The sequence below is a fragment of the Arthrobacter sp. SDTb3-6 genome (genome assembly GCF_013376095.1).
Lineage (GTDB): Bacteria > Actinomycetota > Actinomycetes > Actinomycetales > Micrococcaceae > Specibacter.
In genome coordinates, this window is record NZ_JAAMFN010000120.1 from 1 (window position 1) to 1,050 (window position 1,050).

Annotated in this window: 1 protein-coding gene; it reads right to left on the reverse strand. The window is 62.3% G+C overall.

Annotated features, from left to right (window positions below; translation table 11 throughout):
- Nucleotides 1–23: 23 nt before the first annotated feature.
- Complete coding sequence (locus tag G6035_RS19575) at nucleotides 24–947, reverse strand: IS982 family transposase (protein ID WP_176618771.1); 924 nt, start codon at nucleotides 945–947, stop codon at nucleotides 24–26.
- Between the last annotated feature and the right edge of the window lie 103 nt (nucleotides 948–1,050).

The window sequence follows — 1,050 nt, forward strand, 5'->3', positions numbered from 1 at the left end:
CTAGATGAGTAATTCCAAGTTGGTTAATGGTCGTAGGCGGTGAGTGAGCGGCGGATGGCTTGCCCGGTTTGGTCGTTGTGCCAGATCGCGGCGGTCATGGCCAGCAGGCGTTGGATGACGCGGGCGGTGACACCGGCAGGGGTCCGTCCGCCGTGTTGCTCGAGATTGAGCTGGCCCTTGAGTGTGTCGTTGATGGACTCGATGATTTGCCGCAGGGGTTTGAAGAACCGGGCCCCGGGCCGGGATTTCTCGCCCTTGCGGGCCGGGCGCAGCAACTCGATCCCAGCCTGGTCCACGGTGTCCTCGAACTCGGCGCCGTAGTAGTTCTTGTCCCCGATCAGGATCTGGCGGTGCCCGTCGCCCTGGAGCCGGTTCATGGCCGGGGTGTTGGCGAGAATGTCCAGAAAGGTTTGGCGTTCATCGGCCTTCGCCCCGGTCAGCGCCCACCCGACAGGGAGGCCGTGAACGGTGCAGACCAGGTGCAGCCTCAGGCCCCAAAAATAGCGTGAATGCGAGGCGCAGTACCCGTATTCGGCCCACCCGGCCAGCTCCGAGCGGCGGACGGTTTCCCGGGATCTGGCACACTCGACCGGGGTGGAATCGACCAGCCACACGTCATCGCAGCAGATGTCGCTGCGTTCGTTCAAGGCGGCGATAAGCCACTTCATGCAGTCACCGAGCCGGCGCAGGCGCTTGTTGTAGCCGGACTGGCCCGGCAAATAGGGAAACATCCCTCGGTAGTTTTCCGTGGCGTAGCGCAACCAACGGGCTTCTGAAACGAACCCGAGCATCGCCTGCAGCAACGCCAACGCCATGACCTCTGCGTCACTGATCTTGGGACTGATCCCGATCCTGGGCCGGTACGGAACCCGTTCCGGATGGGCCTTCAACAAGTCATCGGCAACGACATAGAATGCAGTGGCAAGGGTGTCCAGATCGGCGTCCACGAGGACCTCCGGGTTCGGCGTTTGGTTTGATACCGCCGATTGTGGGCGCCCTTGCCCTTCAAAGCATCACACCACGCCGCACACCTTGGAATTACACATCTAG